The following is a 17167-nucleotide window of genomic DNA, read 5'->3' on the forward strand; positions in this document are numbered from 1 at the left end:
CGATTCCCCACCTGGAGTCCTCATGTACCACTACCCCGCGGACATCTACACGGAACCCGAACCGAATGCCGACACGCTGGCCAACCTCGGCCCGCTTTCCGGCATGGCCGGCATCTGGTCCAGCGATGCCGGCCAGGACGTCAATCCGAAGGCTGACGGCCCCGAGCATCAGCGCTTCATCGAGCGTTACGAACTCCAGCCGATCGACGCCCAGACCAACGGGCCGCAGCTTTTCTACGGGCTGCGCTATCACACGCGGATCGTGAAGCCGGACGATCCGGAGACCTTTCACGACCAGGTCGGCTACTGGCTGTGGGAACCCGCCACGCACGCCATCCTGCTGACGCTGTCGATTCCCCGGGGCCAGACCGCGATGGCCACCGGCCAGGCCAGTCCCGATGCGAAGTCCTTCACGCTCGAAGCCGTGCGCGGTTCGCTCACCAACGGCATCGTGTCCAATCCCTTTCTCGAGCAGGCGTTTCGCACGGACCGCTTCACGATCAAGGTCGACATCCACGCGGATGGCACGTGGTCGTACGAGCAGGACACGCTGCTGACCATCCCCGGCCAGACCGAGGCGTTTCACCACACCGATCGCAACCGGCTGCACAAGATCGCCGAGCCCACGCCCAACCCGACGGCGCTGGCGGCGCGACAGGCGGCCTAGGGTCTCAGGTCATCCCGGCCCGATCTGCGCGTGTATCTCCTGGATCACCCCGGTGGCAGATGTGGATGTTGATGTTGAACCTGCGTCCGTCGTGCTGAATGCACCCGCAGACATAGGGCTTCTCATCCTTGTCGATCCACACGGGGCGCCGGTGAAATCCAAGCCTCTCGGCGCGGCGACAGCCGGCCATCAGCCGCGCGTCACCTCGATGCTGTAAAGCCCCCAAGGACACAGCGCGAAGCGTTCCTTGAGCGGCTTGTCCTTGAACGCGGCGAGCGTGTCGGCCTCGTAGACCGCCCACTGCGGCCCGAGGCCACCCAGCGCGAGCGGCTTGCCGTCCATCTCGGTGGCCACGATCATGCGGTAGCTGCGCACGTCGGCCATCTTGACCGGAACGACATAGCCGTCCACTGCGCGCAGCCCGAGCATCACGTCGCCCGCCGTCGGCACGCCCACCGACTCGAGCACGCTGGTCAGCAGTGGGCCCGCGAGCGAGTGCATCCTGGCGTCGTATTCGAGCGTCGGGCGGATCCGCACGACCGGCAAGCGGTTCAACGCGTCGGCATCGACCACGTAGGCCTTGTCGAACTTGACGCCGTGCTTCACCATCAACTGGTCGAGCGCAGGATCGACCGGGCCGCGGTTGGACTTGCCGACGAGTCCGCTGATGGTCAGAAGACCAGGTCCCTTGCGGGTCTGCGGCGCCGCCGACGCGCCGACCGCGGGGAAAAGACCGGCGAGTGTCGCCGTGCCGAGGAAGTGTCGTTTGTTCATCGGCCGATTGTGGAGCGGGACGCTGGCACCGTCCATCGCGACCGGTACGCCTGCGGTGCAAGGAGCGCCGGGCCGTGACATCGCGCGTCGCTACGCGCCGGCCGGCGGCGCGGCCGGGACCAGCCCGTAGCGGGTCATGACGGCGACCAGCGCCGCCTTGTCCGGCGGGCCGCCGGCATTGACCACGCCGGCGACATCGCGAAAGTACTGCGCGCCGATGTCCGGCGACTGCACGACGAGCGCGCGTGCCGGCGCCGCGAAGGGATTCGAGAACTGGTGAACGCTGCCTTTCGGGCTCGACATGGTCTCGCCGGCGGCGAGGTCGCGCGTCTGGTCATCGACCGAATAGCGCAGCGTTCCTTCCAGCACGTAGATGCACTCGTCGTTCCTCGTGTGGCTGTGCGGCGGCGGCACGTTCGAGCCGGGCGGCACCGTGAGCTCGAACATGCCGACACTGTCGGTCTGCGACCCATCCACGAGATAGCGGATGGACAGCTGGCCGGCGCGGATGGTCGCGGAAGAATCGGTCATTTCATTTCTCCATGGAGTCGAACAGGAAAGAATGCGGCGCGTGCCGGAACGGGACGGCGACGTGTCTACCGCTAGAGAACGAGCGACAACGCAAAGGTCAGCACGAGCCCCATCACCGAGATGATGGTCTCCATCACCGACCAGGTCTTGATCGTCTGCCCCACCGTCAAGCCGAAATATTCCTTCACCAGCCAGAAGCCGGCGTCGTTGACGTGCGAGAAGAACAGCGACCCGGCACCGACGGCCAGCACGACCAGCGACAGGTGGTTGGGCGACAGCCCAACCGCCAGCGGCGCGACGATGCCCGCGGCCGTCACCGTCGCGACCGTCGCCGAGCCGGTCGCGAGACGGATCAGCACCGCGACGATCCAGCCCAGCACCAGCGTCGACAGGCCCACCGCGAGCGCGATCTTGGCGATGGCCGTGCCGGTGCCGCCATCGACCAGCGCCTGCTTGAAGCCGCCGCCGGCGCCGACGATCAGCATCACGCCGACCACCGGCGTCAGGCTGGCGCCGATCTTCTTCGCCAGCTGGGAGGCCGAGAAGCCGACCGCGGTGCCGAAGCTCACCATCGCCAGCAGCACGGCGATCAGCAAGGCGAACACCGGATCGCCGATGAAGTCCAGCGCGGGGCGCAGTGCGGAGGTCTTGTCCATCCAGATGTCGGCGCCGGCCTTGATCAGCATCAGCACGAGCGGGGACAGCAGCGTGATCAGCGTCCACGCGAAGCTCGGACTGCGGCTCGGCCTCGGGTCCTGCGCGTTCGCGGCGCCGTCGGCCGCGGCGCCCGTCGCGGTGACCGCGAGCCCGGCGCCGGCCGCGCCGATCGGCACCATGCGCGCCGCGAGCGCGCCGAACAGCGGGCCGGCGACGGCCACGGTCGGGATGGCGATCAGCAGTCCGAACGCGAGGGTCACGCCGACATCCGCATGCAGCACCGCGATGGCCGCGAGCGGACCGGGGTGCGGCGGAATGAAGCCGTGCAGCACCGACAGCCCGGCCAGCGCCGGAATCCCGAGCCGCATCGCGGGCCCCTTCGAGCGGTGCACCGCGAGCATGACCACGGGGATCAGCAGCACGAGTCCGATCTCGAAGAACATCGGAATGCCGATGATGCTGGCGACCAGCGCCATCTTCCAGGGCAGCGTGGCGGGGCGCCCGCGCAGCAGCGTCTCGACCAGCTTGTCGGCGCCGCCGGAATCCGCGAGCAGCTTGCCGAGCATGGCGCCGAGTGCGATCAGCACGCCGACGTAGCCGAGCACGCCGCCGACGCCGTTTTCGTACGAGGCCGTCACCTTCTCCAGCGGAATGCCCGAGCCGACGCCGACGAACAGGGCGCCGATGGTCAGCGCGAGAAAGGCATGCACCTTGAGCCAGACGATCAGAAGGACCAGGATCGCGATGCCGGCGGCCGCGACGACCAGCACCTGGATGTCGTGTGCGCTCAGGGGGGAGGAAGTGGTCATGGCAGCTCGAGTGTGTCGACGATGATCTGGGCAATGGCGGAAGGCGCGGGGCCGATGTCGACGCGCATCGCGGGTTCGTCCGCCGTGGGTTCCTCGAGGTCGGCGAACTGGCTGTCGAGCAGACTCGGGGGCATGAAGTGACCGTGGCGTGCCGCGAGGCGCGCGGCGATGGTCTCGCGCGAACCGGCGAGGTAGACGAACTCCACGCCCGCGCCGCGCCGGCCGATCACGTCGCGGTAGGCGCGCTTGAGCGCCGAGCAGGTGATGATGCCGCTCGCGCCGGCATCGAGGCGCTCGTCGACCCAGCCCGCGACCTTCTCGAGCCAGGGCGCGCGATCCTCGTCGTTGAGCGGATGCCCGGCCTTCATCTTCTCGATGTTCGATGGCGGATGCAGCGCATCGCCTTCCTCGAAGGGCCAGCCGAGGCGGCCGGCCAGGATCGCGGCGACAGTCGTCTTGCCGCAACCCGAGACACCCATGAGCACCAGCACCACGGGCTTCGCGACGGGACGGGACATCGAGGGTTCTCCTTTTGGACGATCGCCGTCAGTCGACGGCGATGTCGTGATTAGAACCACAAACCGCCCGCCGTGCCATGGCCCGCGGCAGCGAACGGCACGATGAGGAATTCCGCACCGCGGATCGGGCGGCCTCGGGCGACTACTGCTTGCGCACGTGCACGACCCCGGTCATGAACGGATGGACGCTGCACACGTAGGTGTAGTCGCCCTCCTTGGCGAAGACGAACTCGAACTTGTCGTCCGTGTCCATGGCCTTCGAGACGAACAGCTTGGTCTTGTCCCGACTGATCACGGTGTGCGGCGTCTCGTCATGGTTGATCCAGCGCACGGTCGTGCCTGGCGCGACGGTGATTTCCATCGGCATGAACATGAACTTGTTGATGTCGACGGTGGCGACGGATGCGGCATGGGCCGCGAGGCTGACGAAGGTCGCAAGGGTGCCCAGCACCACGCCGCGCAAGGCTCTGGCGCGCGGGCTGGCGCCGCCGAAAGAGACTCGGTTCATTGAAAAATCTCCTGTGAAAACGAGTTGATCAGCGATCGAGCGGGCGGTCGACCATCGCGAGTTCGCGCTGGCCGCGCACCAGGTTCAGCTGGCGCGTGCCGAGCAGCTTGCCGAGCTCGCCGGCCGGGACCGTGACGGGCCCCGGTTCGCCGATGCCTTCCTGTCCGGGCGCGGGCAGCGGGTAGGCCAGCGACATCGCGGTGTGCAGCGACACGTGACCTTCGACCTTCTGCAGCACCTGATGAATATGGCCGTTGAGCACGGTGACGGAGCCATAGGGACGCAGCAGCGCAAGCGCCTGATCGGAATCGGCGGTGCCCCAACCCCAGGGCTCCCAGATGGTCCACAGCGGAATGTGCGCGAGCACGACGATCGGCGTCGAGTGCGAGACGCCCGCCAGGTCCTTCTTGAGCCAGGCCAGCTGATCATCGCCGAGCGCAGCCATCGTGCCGGCCTTGAAGTTGAGCACGTTCGTCAGCCCGACGAAATGCACGCCGCCCTGGTTGAAGCTGTACCAGCCGCGGCCCTTGCCGTCGTGGTCGAAGTACTTGAGGTAGCCGGCGATGCCGTCGTCGATGGCGTCGTGTTCGCCGGGGACCGTGTGGATCCGATCGACGTGCAGCTCCTGGAAGATCTCCTTGGCACGACCGAACTCGTCGGCCCTGGACAGATGGCTCACGTCGCCCGTGTGGACGGCGAAGGCCGGCGCGACCGGAAGCGCGTTGATGTCCGCGATGGCGTGGCGCAGGCTGCCGACCACGTCCGGGTTGGCGGCCTTGTTGAATCCGATGTGCGTGTCGCTGATCTGCACGAAGGTCAGCGCGCCCTTCGCGCCCGCTTGCGGCGTTGCGGTGTGGGTCGCGCCGAGCGCGACGGGTATGCCGCCGGAGAGGGTCCAGACGACGGCGGCTCCGCTCCATGCGGACAGGCAACCGAGCGCCTGGCGGCGGCCCGTATCATGGGTTTTCATGGCTTTCGCTCCTTGAGGTAGATGGCTACCCCATGCATGACTGCACGAGCGAAAGATCTATTCCCGATCAGCCCAGAACGTCGTTGACCTGTTCGTTGAACTCGGTCTGGCTCACGGCCGCGCCGATCTCGCGCGGCAGCGCGTCACGTGCCGAGAACACGCCCAGGATGCGCGTGCCAGCGACCATCGGCAGATGGCGAAAGCCGCGCTCCAGCATCAGCACCACGGCATCGGAGACGCGCATCTCCGGCGGCACGCAGATCGGATTGGGCGTCATGACTTCGCGCGCCGTGGCACGGTCGGCGTCGAGCCCGCGCGCCAGCACGCGGGTCATGAGGTCGCGCTCGGTGAGGATGCCGAGCAGGATGTCCGGCGGCTCCATCACGAGCACGCTGGTGCAATTGGCGCGGGTCATCACGCAAGCGACATGGCGCGCGGTGGCCTGCGGGCCGACGCGAATCACCTGCTTGTGCGTAACGGACTGATACACGGTGCGTTCTGCCATGGTGGTCCCTCCTGGCGATTCGCTATGTTGCGGCCGCCGGCCGCTCAGCGCAAGCTGTCGTTGAGTTTTTCGAGGGCCCGCGCGCCGGGACACAGCTCGGCGGTGCCGAGCGCGTTGAGCGGATGGTCGCTGGTGTTGAGCGCCCCGTGCAGGTCGGTCGCCAGCGGGTCGACGTAGAGCAGGCCCGTCACCACCTCGCCCATCTCCTGATGCCGCTGCATGTAGGCCATGGCGGCATAGCGGTCGCCGGGGTTGTAGTCCGGGTGCAGGCTGCGCAGGCGCAGCAGCGTGCCGTCGTGCTGGCGCACGTCCAGCACTTCGCCGGGCGCCATGTCGACGCTGATCTCGTCGCGGCCGCTGATGAAGTCGATGCGGCTCACCGCCTCGTTGTGCTCGCGCACGTAGTCGTAGCTCTTGGTGCTGCCGGGGTGGTTGTTGAAGGCCACGCAGGGGCTGATGACGTCGATGAAGGCGGCACCGCCATGGCTGATCGCGCCCTTGATCAAAGGCACCAGCTGCGCCTTGTTGCCCGAGAAGCCGCGCCCGACATAGGTGGCGCCGAGCTGCAGCGCCATGGCCACGAGGTCTACCGGGCTGTCGCTGTTGACGACGCCTTTCTTGCTCTTGGAGCCCTGGTCGGCGGTGGCCGAGAACTGGCCCTTGGTCAGGCCGTAGACGCCGTTGTTCTCGACGATGTAGGCCATGCGCACGCCACGCCGCATGGCGTGCGCGAACTGGCCCAGGCCGATGGAGGCCGAATCGCCGTCGCCCGACACGCCCAGATACAACAGGTCGCGGTTGGCGAGGTTGGCGCCGGTCAGCACGCTGGGCATGCGGCCGTGCACGGTGTTGAAGCCGTGCGAGGCGCCGAGGAAATAGTCCGGCGTCTTGGAGCTGCAGCCGATGCCCGAGAGCTTGGCCACGCGATGCGGTTCGATGTCCAGTTCCCAGCAGGCCTCGATGATGGCGGCGGAGATGGAATCGTGGCCGCAGCCGGCGCACAGGGTGGAGATCTTGCCCTCGTAGTCGCGCCGCGTGTAGCCGACCTTGTTGGTGGCCAGCGTCGGATGGCGCAGACGGGGCTTGGCGAGATAGGTCATGCAGGCTCCTTGCTGCCGGTGGCATCGGCCGCGTGCGCCTGCGCCTGCAGGTGTGCGCTGATGGCCTGAACGATGAAACGTGCCGTGATCGGGGTGCCGTCGAAATGCAGCACACGCACGAGGCGCGCCGCATCGACGTCCAGCTCGTTGGCCAGCAGGCTGCGCATCTGGGCGTCGCGGTTCTGCTCGACCACGAAGACCTGACGATGCTGCGCGAGGAACTGCGCCACGCTGTCCGGAAACGGAAAGGCCCGCAGCCGCAGCGCGTCCAGATGGATGCCGCGCGCCTCCAGCGTCTCCAGCGCCTCGCGCATCGACGGGCTGGTCGAGCCGAAATAGATCACGCCGAGATCGGTCTTCGCAGCGGCCGGCTGCAGCACCGGCTGCGGCACGAGGGTGGCCGCGGTCGCGAACTTCTTCAGCAGCCGCTCCATGTTGTAGATGTAGTCGGGGCCGCGTTCCGAGTAGCGCGCATAGGCATCGCGCGTGGTGCCGCGCGTGAAGAAGCTGCCCTTGGTCGGGTGCGTGCCCGGCAGCGTGCGCCACGGGATGCCGTCGCCGTCCACGTCCTTGTAGCGGCCGAAATCGCGGCCGGCTTCCAGCGCCTCGGCGCTCATGACCTTGCCGCGGTCGTAGGCCTTGCTGTCGTCCCAGGCGAAGGGCTCGCACAGGCGCTGGTTCATGCCGATGTCGAGGTCGGTCATCACGAACACGGGCGTCTGCAGGCGGTCGGCCAGATCGAGCGCCGCGGCCGCGTGCTCGAAGCACTCGTGCGGATCTTCCGGAAACAGCAGCACATGCTTGGTGTCGCCGTGCGAGGCATAGGCGCACGAGAGGATGTCGGCCTGCTGCGTGCGCGTCGGCATGCCGGTGGAAGGCCCGCCGCGCTGCACGTTGATCAGCGTGACCGGTATCTCGGCGAAGTAGGCCAGGCCGATGAATTCGGTCATCAGCGAGACGCCCGGCCCCGAGGTCGCGGTGAAGGCCCGGGCGCCGTTCCAGCCGGCGCCGACCACCATGCCGATCGAGGCGATCTCGTCTTCCGCCTGCACGATCGCGAAGCGATGCTGGCCGGTTTTCGGATCGACGCGCAGCTTGCTGCAGTAGCGCTGGAAGGCCTCGGCCACCGAGGACGAGGGCGTGATCGGATACCAGGCCGCGACCGTCGCGCCGCCATACACGCAGCCCAATGCCGCCGCGCTGTTGCCGTCGACGAAGATCCGCTGGCCCACGCGGTCGGCGCGCCGCACCTGCAGGCCCAGCGGTTCGCGCAGATGCTCGCGCGCGAAGTCGCAGCCCAGGTGCAATGCCTGCACGTTGGAGGCCAGCAGCTTTTCCTTGCCCTTGTACTGCTCGCCGAAGAGCTTCTCGACCACCTCCGGCTCGATGCCCAGCAGGATCGCCAGCGCGCCGACGTAGACGATGTTCTTGAACAGCTGGCGCTGGCGCGGGTCGTTGTAGACCGCGTTGCAGATCTCGGTCAGCGGCATGCCGATCACGCGCACGTCGCTGCGGAACTTCGACGGCGGCAGCGGCCGCGTGCTGTCGTAGAACAGGTAGCCGCCGGGCTCCAGTTCGGCCACGTCGGCGTCCCAGGTCTGCGGGTTCATCGCCACCATCATGTCGGTGCCGCCGCGGCGTCCCAGGTGGCCTTGCTCGGTGACCCGCACTTCGTACCAGGTCGGCAGGCCCTGGATGTTGCTGGGGAAGATGTTGCGCGGACTCACCGGCACGCCCATGCGCAGGATGGCCTTGGCGAAGAGTTCGTTGGCCGAGGCCGAACCCGAGCCGTTGACGTTGGCGAACTTGATGACGAAGTCGTTGACTGCCTCGATCTGCTTCACGCTCATGCCGGAACTCCTTGCGTCGGCGCGCTCTGCGCCTTGCGCGCGTCAGGGCCTGCCGGCGTCATCTTCAACAGGAATTTCTGCATGTCCCAGGCCCCCGTCGGACAGCGCTCGGCGCACAGCCCGCAATGCAGGCACACGTCCTCGTCCTTGACCATCACGCGGCCGGTCTTCAGGCCGCCGGACACGTAGAGGTCCTGCGTCAGGTTGAGCGCGGGCGCCTTCAACCGAGGTCGCAGATCCGCTTCCTCGCCGTTGGTGGTGAAGGTGATGCAGTCCATCGGGCAGATGTCCACGCAGGCATCGCATTCGATGCAGGCGGGCTCGGTGAACACGGTCTGCACATCGCAGTTCAGGCAGCGCTCGGCCTCCTTGAAGGCGGTGGCGGCATCGAAACCCAGCTCGACTTCGACGCGGATGCTGGCCAGCGCGGTCTCGGCCTTGCTCCACGGCACCTTGTAGCGCAGGTCGTTGGAGGTGTCGTTGTCGTAGCTCCATTCGTGGATGCCCATCTTCTGCGACACCAGGTTGGTCATGGGCGGCGGACGCACATAGACCGGCTCGGCATGCAGCAGCTTGTCGATCGACACCGCGGCCTCGTGCCCGTGGGCCACGGCCGTGATGATGTTCTTGGGGCCGAAGGCCGCATCGCCGCCGAAGAAGACCCGCGGCACCGAGGACTGGAAGCTCTTCTCGTCGAGCTTCGGCAAGCCCCACTTGTCGAAGGCGATGCCGCAGTCGCGCTCGATCCAGGGGAAGGAATTCTCCTGGCCGACCGCGACCAGCACCTCGTCGCATTCGAAGAAGGCCTCCGGCTCGCCGGTGGGCACCAGCGAGCGGCGGCCCTGCGCGTCGTACTCCGCGCGCACGATCTCGAAGCGCATGCCGATCAGCTTGCCGTTCTCGTGCACGAAGGCCTTGGGCACATGGAAGTTGATGATCGGAATGCCTTCGTGCTGGGCGTCTTCCTTTTCCCAGGGCGAGGCTTTCATCTCCTCGAAGCCGCTGCGCACGATGACCTTGACGTCGGTGCCGCCCAGGCGGCGCGCCGAGCGGCAGCAGTCCATCGCCGTGTTGCCGCCGCCCAGCACGATCACGCGCTGGCCGATCGACGTCACGTGGCCGAAGGAAACGGAGTTGAGCCAGTCGATGCCGATGTGGATGCCGGCCGCCGCCTCCTGCCGGCCCGGCGCGTCGAGGTCGCGCCCGCGCGGCGCGCCGCAGCCGACGAAGATCGCGTCCCAGTCCTCGGCCATCAGCGCCTTCATCGAGTCGATGCGCTGTCCGCTGCGGAATTCGACGCCGAGGTCGAGGATGTAGCCGGTCTCCTCGTCGATCACCGACTCGGGCAAGCGGAAGCGCGGGATCTGCGTGCGGATGAAGCCGCCGGCCTTGGCCTCGGCGTCGAACACCGTCACGGCATAGCCGAGCGGCGCGAGGTCGCGCGCGACGGTGAGCGAGGCCGGCCCGGCGCCGACGCAGGCGATGCGCTTGCCGTTCTTCGGCGCGACCTTCGGCATGCGCGCGCGCACGTCGTCCTTCATGTCGGCGGCCACGCGCTTGAGCCGGCAGATCGCCACCGGCTCCGGATCCTTGGCGTTGCTTTCCTCCACGCGGCCGCGCCGGCAGGCCGGCTCGCAGGGCCGGTCGCAGGTGCGCCCGAGGATGCCCGGGAAGACATTGGAAACCCAGTTGACCATGTAGGCGTCGCTGTAGCGGCGCTGCGCGATCATGCGGATGTATTCGGGGACGGGGGTGTGCGCCGGACAGGCGTACTGGCAATCGACGACCTTGTGGAAGTAGGCCGGGTTGGCAATGTTGGTTCGCTGCAAAGCGTGTCTCCTGGCTGCCGCCCGCGAGCCGGAGGGGCCGGCGCGGGGCTGCCACCAGTATGCGCCGCTCGGGCCGGCGCAAAACCTCGGTTAATCCCGCAGCGCATCGAGGCTGCGCCGGTGCCGGGTTACCGGTAGAAGGCCTCGACCCGGCCCTTGAGCTTGATCAGGAGCGGCTTGCCCTTGCGGTCCAGCGTCTTGCCGGCGGGCACCTTGATCCAGCCTTCGCTGATGCAGTATTCCTCGACGTCGAGCCGCTCGCGGCCGTTGAACCGGATGCCGATGTCGTGCTCGAAGACGGCGGCGACGTGGTGCGCGCTGCGCGGGTCGATGGACAGATGGTCGGGAAGAGGCGGCGGGGGCGGGAGGGGCGTGGCTTCGGTCATGGAGGTGGGTTTTCGGATCGGCACAGGCCGGTGACGGCGCGCCATGATAGGTCCGCGCCCGCGCCATGGCCTTCCGTTACCATCGAGGCGATGTCCACTGAACCGATCAGCATCCAGGTCGAGCCGCGCTACCTGCCCGACCAGTCTTCCGCGCAGGACCGGGTCCACACCTTCGCCTACACGGTGACGGTGACCAACACCGGCGACGTGGCGGCGCAGCTGATCGCGCGCCACTGGCTGATCAACGATGCGTCCGGCCACGCGCAGGAGGTCAAGGGCCTCGGCGTGATCGGGCAGCAGCCGCTCCTGGCGCCCGGCGAATCCTTCCGCTACACCAGCGGCTGCAGGCTGCAGGCGCCGAGCGGTACCATGCATGGCAGCTATTTCTTCGTGACCGAGCAGGGCGACCGTTTCGACGTTCCGATTCCGATGTTCGTGCTGGAAGCCGATGCGGGGGGCATGCCCACCTCGCGCGTGCTGCACTGAACGCGCCTTTTTCTTTTCTCGACCCATGAACACCGCGCGCAGGCCGGATGTTCTCGCAGCCGACCGATGATGTCTTTCCTGTCCAACGATCTGCTGGGCTTCTGGTCCGAATGGGTGCGCCCTTCGGCCGGTCTGCCGACCGTGCTGTGGTCGCTGCTGCTGGCCACGGCGGCGGCGGCCGGCCATCTGGTGCAGCGCTACATGGGCCTGCCCAAGGTGATCGGCTATTCGATCGTCGGCACCATCGTCGGCTTCGCCGGTTTCGAGGGCGCGATCTGGCCGCTGCAGGGCATCAGCCAGTTCCTGCTGGAACTGGGCGTGGCGATCGTGCTGTTCGAAGCCGGCGGCCGGCTGCCGCTGCGCTGGTTCCGCCACAACCCGATGGTGCTGTTGCAAAGCCTGCTCGAAGCGACGCTGACCTACTTCGGCGTGTTCTGGGCCCTGCACTGGCTGGGCGTGCCCGACCCGGTGGCCAATCCGGTCGCGCTGATGGCGATCGTCGCCTCGCCCGCGGTGCTGAGCCGCGTCGTGATGGACACGCGCGCCTCCGGCCCGGTCACCGAGCGCGCGATGACGCTGGCAACGCTCAACACCTTCTATGCGCTCGCGCTCGGCTACGCGCAGGCCGGCCTGATCGAGCGTGCACCGCTCGGGCTGCTGCAGAAGCTCTATCCGGTGGCCGTGGTGCTCGGCCTGTCCTTCGTGGTCGGCGCGGTGATGGCGCTGGCGCTGCGCTCGGCATTGCGGGTGATGAGCCCGACCAGCGAGAACACCTCGATCCTGCTTTTGGCCATCATCGCAGCCGGCGCCGCGCTGGCCGCGCACTTCGGCGGCGCGGCGCCGCTGGCGGCGCTGATCGGCGGCGTGCTGCTCAAGGTGCTCAATCCCAAGCCCTGGGCCTGGCCGCGCCAGCTCGGCACGGCGGCCTCGCTGCTGACCATGCTGATGTTCGTGCTGGTGTCGATCGTCGCCGCGCAGGCCGACTGGAGCCTGCCGGTGGCCAGCGTGGTGCTGGCGGTGATCGGCGTGCGCGCCTTCGCCAAGATCGCGGGCGTCGCGATTGCCAACCCGGGCAGCGGCGCGAGCTGGAAGCAGGCCTTCTGGGTCGGCTGCGCGATGTCGCCGCTGTCGTCGATCGCGCTGCTGATCACGTCGAGCTTCGTCGCGGCCTCGCCGCTTCTGGGCACCATGATCACCCAGATCGCGCTGCCGGCGATCCTGCTGATGGAAGTACTCGGCGCCGTGCTGGCGACGATCGCGATCCACGGCGCCGGCGAGAGCTCGATCCCCTGGACGCCCGAAGCCTTCGGGATCATCGAGGAGACCCAGCGATGAGCACCGCGATGCCGGCGTCGCCGGCGAGCCGCGTGGTGCCGCTCGAGCGCTTCAACAAGTCGGTGGCGCTGTCGCTCGGCGTCGAGCTCGAGCTGCAGCTGGTCAACACCCACGACTACGACCTCGCGCCCTATGCCGAGGACATGCTGCGGCTGATGGCGCAGACGCCGCTGCCCGGCAGCGTGGTGCCCGAGATGACCTCGAGCATGATCGAGATCTCGACCGGCATCTGCCATTCGGCGCAGGACGTGATCCACCAGCTCACGCCGATCCGCGATGCGCTGGTGAAGAACGCCGACAAGCTCAACATCGCGGTGGTCGGCGGCGGCACGCATCCGTTCCAGCAATGGCACGAGCGGCGCATCTACGACAAGCCGCGCTTTCGCGAGCTGTCGGAGCTCTACGGCTATCTCTCGAAGCAGTTCACCATCTTCGGCCAGCACGTGCACATCGGCTGTCCCGATGCCGATGCGGCGCTGCTGATGCTGCACCGCATGTCGCGCTACATCCCGCACTTCATCGCGCTGTCGGCCTCCTCGCCCTTCGTGCAGGGGCAGGACACGCAGTTCGATTCGGCGCGGCTCAACTCGGTGTTCGCATTCCCGCTCTCGGGCCGCGCGCCTTTCACGCTGTCGTGGAAGGAGTTCGAGAACTACTTCATGCGCATGACCCGCACCGGCGTCGTGCGCAGCATGAAGGACTTCTACTGGGACATCCGGCCCAAGCCCGAGTTCGGCACCATCGAGATCCGCGTCTTCGACACGCCGCTCACCGTCGAGCGCGCGGCCGCGCTGGCGGGCTACGTGCAGTCGCTGGCGGCGTGGTTCCTGCAGGAGCAGCCCTTCACGCCGACCGAGGACGACTACCTGGTCTACACCTACAACCGCTTCCAGGCCTGCCGCTTCGGGCTCGATGCGCTCTACGTCGATCCGGCCAGCGGCGAGCACATGCCGCTGCGCGAGCACATCCTCATGACCATGACGCAGCTCGAATGGCACAGCGAGGCGCTCGATGCGACGCGCGCACTCGGCGAGCTGCGCACCAGCGTCGAGGCCAACCGCAATGATGCGCGCTGGCTGCGCGAGCTGCAGGGGCGGGAGCGGCTGCTGGCCGAAGTGATTCGTCAGGCCGCATTGCGCTTTCGCAGCCAGGCGGTATGAGGACCTCATGAGCGGCCTCGGCGAATTCGACCTGATCGCGCGCTACTTCACGCGGCCCGCGAAGCGCTCTCCGCTGGGCGTGGGCGACGACTGCGCGCTGCTCGCGCCGGCGGCCGGCATGCAGCTGGCCGTGTCGTCGGACATGCTGGTCGAGGGCCGCCACTTCCTCTCCACGGTCGATCCGGCTCGGCTCGGGCACAAGGCGCTGGCGGTCAACCTCAGCGACCTCGCGGCCTGCGGCGCGAAACCGCTCGCCTTCACGCTGGCACTCGCGCTGCCGCAGGTCGACGAGGCCTGGCTCGAAGGCTTTTCGCGCGGCCTGTTCGCACTGGCCGACGCGCACGGCTGCGAGCTGGTCGGCGGCGACACCACGCGCGGCCCGCTCAACCTGTGCGTCACCGTGTTCGGCGAAGTGCCCGCCGGCGGCGCGCTGCTGCGCTCGGGCGCGCAGGCGGGCGACGATGTGTGGGTCAGCGGAACGCTGGGCGATGCACGGCTCGCGCTCGACGTGTTTCGTGGCCGGCGCGCGCTGCCGGCGGAACTGTTCGCGCTGGCACGCGCACGCATGGAAGAGCCCACGCCGCGCGTTGCGCTCGGCCAGGCCCTGCGCGGCATCGCCTCGGCGGCGGTCGACATCAGCGACGGACTGGCCGGCGACCTGGGGCACGTGCTGCGCGCGAGCGGCGTCGGCGCGCGGCTCGATGCCGACGCGGTGGCCGGGCGACTCGCGATCGGCGCCCACGCGCTCGCCGCGACGGCGGGCCTCGATGCGGAGACGCGCCGCGCCTGCACGCTCGCGGGCGGCGACGACTACGAACTGGCCTTCACCGCGCCGGCCACCGCACGCAAAGCAGTGGCGCAGGCCGGCCGTGCATCGGGCACGCCGGTCACACGCATCGGCAGCATCGAGGCCGCGCCCGGCCTGCGCATCGTCGATGCACGGGGCGCGCCGCTGACGCAGCGCTTCGGCGGCTTCGACCACTTCGCTTGAGCGCGGCGGCGGCATCGCGCCGGCGCGCAGCCGCCGAGCGTTTCAGCGCGCGGCCAGCGATGGCACCACGCCGCGCCCGCAGGCCAGCGCAGCGAGCGCCAGCAGCAGCGCCGCGACGCCGTAGATCCACGCCGACGGCAGCAGCGGCAGCAGCAGCCCGGCGACCATCGGCCCGGTGCCCGCGCCGATGTCGCGCCAGACCGAACGCGCGGCCAGCGCCTGCACGCGGCCGGGGCCCGGATGGCGGTGCGCCACGATCGGCGGCAGCAACGGCAACTGCAGCGCGCGCAACACCACGATGACGGCGGCGCAGCTCCACAGCCAGCCGGCGCCGAACCCGAGCAGCGCGGCGGCAGTGGCCAGCGACAGCAGCACCAGCAGCCGCTCGGCGCCCCAGCGTTCGGCGAGATGGCCGCCCACGGGACTCAGCACGATCTCGGCCAGGTAGCGCAGCGCCAGCAGCACGCCGGCGACCACCACCGCGCCGCCCGGCAGCAGATCCTTGCCGAGGAAGGACAGGCCGATGATGAACAGGCCATCGAGCGTGAAGCCTTCCATGAAGGACCAGGCATCGAGCGCGTTGGGCCACTTCAGTTTTCTCCTGGTCGCCGGCACCGGATGCGGCACAGCCGGCAGACGCCGCGTGACGACGAGCGCCATCAGCGCGCAAACCGCCAGCAGCAGGAAGATCGGCCGCGGTCCCGCCGCCTGCGCCAGCAAGGCGCCCGCGGGCAGCGCCACCACCGGCCCCATGGCGACGAAGGCGCGCGAGCGGCCCGAGCGCCGCGCCGCGCCCGCAGGCTCGGCGGTCGCGAGCGCCTGCGTGGCCAGGTTGAGTGCCGCGAACGAGAGGCCCCACAGCAGCCGCAACGGCAGCAGCGCCCAGAAGCCCGACAGCGTCGCATAGCCCAGCCCGCAGATCGCCGCGGCCACCACGGCCAGCGTGCAGGTCGGCCGGTCGCCGTGCCGGGCGTAGAAGCGTGCCACCCAGCCATAGCCCGCGATGCGCACCAGCCGGTTGGCGGCCAGCAGCATGCCGGCCTCGGCCAGCGTCACGCCGAAAACGTCGGCAAACATCGGCAGCAGCAGGTAGAGCACCGTATCGCCGGGCAAGGACAGTCCCAGCGCGATGGCGGCGCGGCGGGACGCGGCGTCGGCCGGCGGCATCGAGGAAGAGGAGGGAGACAAGGACATGGCCTGCATCGTGCGCGCGCGGGGCGGGTATCGACAAATGACATTAACGCGCGTCATGCGTGCGGAAAGCGCACGCATGGCAGCTCCGCGCTATGCGAACAGGCGCGCGTCCAGCGTCAATGTTTCATCGGCGACCAACGCAATCTCCGCGAAGCGCGCGTGACCGGGATTGACGAGCACGTTGCTCTCGTGCCGCGCCACGGCGCTCGGCACGCGCAAGGCCAGCGAACGGCCCGAGGCGATCCAGCGATCACCCACCGCCTGTACCGCAGGTGAATAGGGCAGCGCGCTCCATCCCGGCGGCAGCGCGTGCAGCGGCTGCACGGCGTCGTCGGGCAGCTCGTAGGAAAGCAGCCGCAGGCCCGTGGGCGCATCTTCCTTGTCGACGTGGACCAGCAACTCGAGCATGGCAAGGGCGGCCGAGCCCGCCATGTACGCCAGACGCACGCCCCTGGATTTCCATCGCCCCGCATACAGTGCCGCGCCCTGGCCCGACAGGGCGGTCGCGACATGGACGGCCTTGCTGATCCGGTAGACCCGCATCAGGCGAAGTCGCCGAACTCGATGCGGTTCAGCTCGGCTTCGACTTCGTGCGCGCCGGCATCGGTGGAGAGCATCTGCAGCGGTGTCGCGCCGAGCATCCGGTTGTCCCTGGACAGCCAGCGCCGGGCCTTTTCTTCGCTGCCGAAGACCTGCATCGCGTGGCTCGCGACGCGCGCGATCCGCAGGACCCGGTCCGTCTCGGTGGCGGACAGCGTTTCGGCCTTCTGCTGCCGGCGATGGAAGGTCCGTGCCGGAATCGCCATATGGCAACGATCCTGCGCCATATGCGCAGACTGCGACCATGAACGGATGAGGTGCCGCCGATGCCCCCTGGACGCGTGCAAAAATCGCACG

The 17167-nt window shown here is 68.5% G+C and carries 19 protein-coding genes; 5 read left to right on the forward strand and 14 right to left on the reverse strand.

Going from position 1 to position 17167, the window contains the following annotated elements:
* The first annotated feature begins 22 nt into the window (after positions 1-22).
* Positions 23-667 (forward strand): FABP family protein, encoded by a 645-nt coding sequence (locus E5P2_RS25270; RefSeq protein ID WP_162569839.1) that lies wholly within the window; start codon positions 23-25, stop codon positions 665-667.
* A gap of 189 nt (positions 668-856) precedes the next feature.
* On the opposite strand, the gene E5P2_RS25275 is transcribed toward E5P2_RS25270, so the two are convergent.
* From E5P2_RS25275 to E5P2_RS25325, 11 genes are all read right to left on the reverse strand, one after another.
* Entirely contained in the window at positions 857-1441 is a 585-nt protein-coding gene (locus tag E5P2_RS25275; RefSeq protein WP_162569840.1) for a molybdopterin-dependent oxidoreductase, read from the reverse strand.
* A gap of 90 nt (positions 1442-1531) precedes the next feature.
* Entirely contained in the window at positions 1532-1972 is a 441-nt protein-coding gene (locus tag E5P2_RS25280; protein WP_162569841.1) for a cupin domain-containing protein, read from the reverse strand.
* Positions 1973-2043: 71 nt separating this feature from the next.
* The gene (locus tag E5P2_RS25285; protein WP_162569842.1) at positions 2044-3438 is read right to left on the reverse strand and encodes a GntT/GntP/DsdX family permease; all 1395 of its coding nucleotides are present in this window, start codon (positions 3436-3438) and stop codon (positions 2044-2046) included.
* Positions 3435-3956: a gluconokinase gene (locus E5P2_RS25290; protein WP_162569843.1), complete on the reverse strand. Its 522-nt coding sequence runs from the start codon at positions 3954-3956 to the stop codon at positions 3435-3437. Before E5P2_RS25290 ends, E5P2_RS25285 begins: the two co-directional genes overlap by 4 nt.
* Positions 3957-4098: 142 nt before the next feature.
* Positions 4099-4464, reverse strand: coding sequence for a cupredoxin domain-containing protein (locus tag E5P2_RS25295; protein ID WP_162569844.1), 366 nt, complete (start codon positions 4462-4464; stop codon positions 4099-4101).
* A 28-nt stretch (positions 4465-4492) separates the two neighbouring features.
* The gene (locus tag E5P2_RS25300; RefSeq protein WP_162569845.1) at positions 4493-5434 is read right to left on the reverse strand and encodes a metallophosphoesterase family protein; all 942 of its coding nucleotides are present in this window, start codon (positions 5432-5434) and stop codon (positions 4493-4495) included.
* Positions 5435-5501: 67 nt separating this feature from the next.
* Positions 5502-5939 carry a CBS domain-containing protein gene (locus tag E5P2_RS25305; RefSeq protein ID WP_162569846.1) on the reverse strand — a complete coding sequence of 146 codons (438 nt, stop codon included), beginning with the start codon at positions 5937-5939 and terminating at the stop codon, positions 5502-5504.
* Positions 5940-5983: 44 nt separating this feature from the next.
* Positions 5984-7039: a 2-oxoacid:ferredoxin oxidoreductase subunit beta gene (locus E5P2_RS25310; protein WP_162569847.1), complete on the reverse strand. Its 1056-nt coding sequence runs from the start codon at positions 7037-7039 to the stop codon at positions 5984-5986.
* Entirely contained in the window at positions 7036-8889 is a 1854-nt protein-coding gene (locus E5P2_RS25315) for a 2-oxoacid:acceptor oxidoreductase subunit alpha (RefSeq protein WP_162569848.1), read from the reverse strand. Before E5P2_RS25315 ends, E5P2_RS25310 begins: the two co-directional genes overlap by 4 nt.
* Positions 8886-10718 carry an FAD-dependent oxidoreductase gene (locus tag E5P2_RS25320; RefSeq protein WP_162569849.1) on the reverse strand — a complete coding sequence of 611 codons (1833 nt, stop codon included), beginning with the start codon at positions 10716-10718 and terminating at the stop codon, positions 8886-8888. Before E5P2_RS25320 ends, E5P2_RS25315 begins: the two co-directional genes overlap by 4 nt.
* 128 nt (positions 10719-10846) lie before the next feature.
* Positions 10847-11104, reverse strand: a complete 258-nt coding sequence (locus E5P2_RS25325) for a DUF3297 family protein (RefSeq protein WP_162569850.1) — start codon at positions 11102-11104, stop codon at positions 10847-10849.
* 90 nt (positions 11105-11194) lie between these two features.
* Between E5P2_RS25325 and apaG the strand changes: the two genes are divergently transcribed.
* From apaG to thiL, 4 genes are all read left to right on the forward strand, one after another.
* Positions 11195-11590 carry a Co2+/Mg2+ efflux protein ApaG gene (apaG, locus tag E5P2_RS25330; protein ID WP_162569851.1) on the forward strand — a complete coding sequence of 132 codons (396 nt, stop codon included), beginning with the start codon at positions 11195-11197 and terminating at the stop codon, positions 11588-11590.
* 66 nt (positions 11591-11656) lie between these two features.
* On the forward strand, positions 11657-12925 hold the full coding sequence (locus tag E5P2_RS25335; RefSeq protein ID WP_162569852.1) for a cation:proton antiporter: 1269 nt from the start codon (positions 11657-11659) through the stop codon (positions 12923-12925).
* A gap of 35 nt (positions 12926-12960) precedes the next feature.
* The gene (locus E5P2_RS25340) at positions 12961-14085 is read left to right on the forward strand and encodes a YbdK family carboxylate-amine ligase (RefSeq protein ID WP_162570663.1); all 1125 of its coding nucleotides are present in this window, start codon (positions 12961-12963) and stop codon (positions 14083-14085) included.
* Positions 14086-14092: 7 nt separating this feature from the next.
* The gene (gene thiL, locus E5P2_RS25345; RefSeq protein ID WP_162569853.1) at positions 14093-15076 is read left to right on the forward strand and encodes a thiamine-phosphate kinase; all 984 of its coding nucleotides are present in this window, start codon (positions 14093-14095) and stop codon (positions 15074-15076) included.
* Between the two features lie 42 nt (positions 15077-15118).
* Here thiL and E5P2_RS25350 read toward each other — a convergent pair whose 3' ends face one another.
* The 3 genes from E5P2_RS25350 to parS form a co-directional block, all read right to left on the reverse strand.
* Positions 15119-16279, reverse strand: a complete 1161-nt coding sequence (locus tag E5P2_RS25350; RefSeq protein WP_162569854.1) for an MFS transporter — start codon at positions 16277-16279, stop codon at positions 15119-15121.
* Between the two features lie 81 nt (positions 16280-16360).
* Entirely contained in the window at positions 16361-16813 is a 453-nt protein-coding gene (locus tag E5P2_RS25355; RefSeq protein WP_162569855.1) for an RES family NAD+ phosphorylase, read from the reverse strand.
* Positions 16813-17166, reverse strand: coding sequence for a type II RES/Xre toxin-antitoxin system antitoxin (gene parS, locus E5P2_RS25360; protein ID WP_443083531.1), 354 nt, complete (start codon positions 17164-17166; stop codon positions 16813-16815). The genes E5P2_RS25355 and parS overlap by 1 nt, the downstream gene beginning before the upstream one ends.
* Between the last annotated feature and the right edge of the window lies 1 nt (position 17167).

Source organism: Variovorax sp. SRS16 (assembly GCF_901827165.1).
GTDB lineage: Bacteria > Pseudomonadota > Gammaproteobacteria > Burkholderiales > Burkholderiaceae_C > Variovorax.